This window comes from Lentilactobacillus hilgardii DSM 20176 = ATCC 8290, from assembly GCF_000159315.1.
GTDB lineage: Bacteria > Bacillota > Bacilli > Lactobacillales > Lactobacillaceae > Lentilactobacillus > Lentilactobacillus hilgardii.
Window position 1 is genome coordinate 1 of sequence record NZ_GG670042.1, and the last position, 241, is coordinate 241.

1 protein-coding gene is annotated in these 241 nt (G+C 47.7%); it reads left to right on the top strand.

What is annotated here, in order from left to right; all coding sequences use genetic code 11:
- The coding region (locus HMPREF0519_RS14125) for a hypothetical protein (RefSeq protein ID WP_003637157.1) at positions 1-241 on the top strand (241 nt) is incomplete at both ends.

Genomic DNA, 241 nt, shown 5'->3' on the forward strand with positions numbered 1-241 from the left:
ACACCTAAAGCATTACGTGGAAGTTGGACACACAAGGATAAGGCACCATTGGGATCGGATGCAATAACCGTGACCAGGAACAAGCTTGATTGGGCGAGCAGCGGGATGCAGGCCCATAATATCAGAAATCCCCGGTGGAAGTATCTCGGGAATCGTAAGTATGTGATTGATGGCTATGAAACCTTTCATCCATATACGAAGAAAGGTTTCCATGAAAAAACAGTTCTGGGGCGTCGGGGTC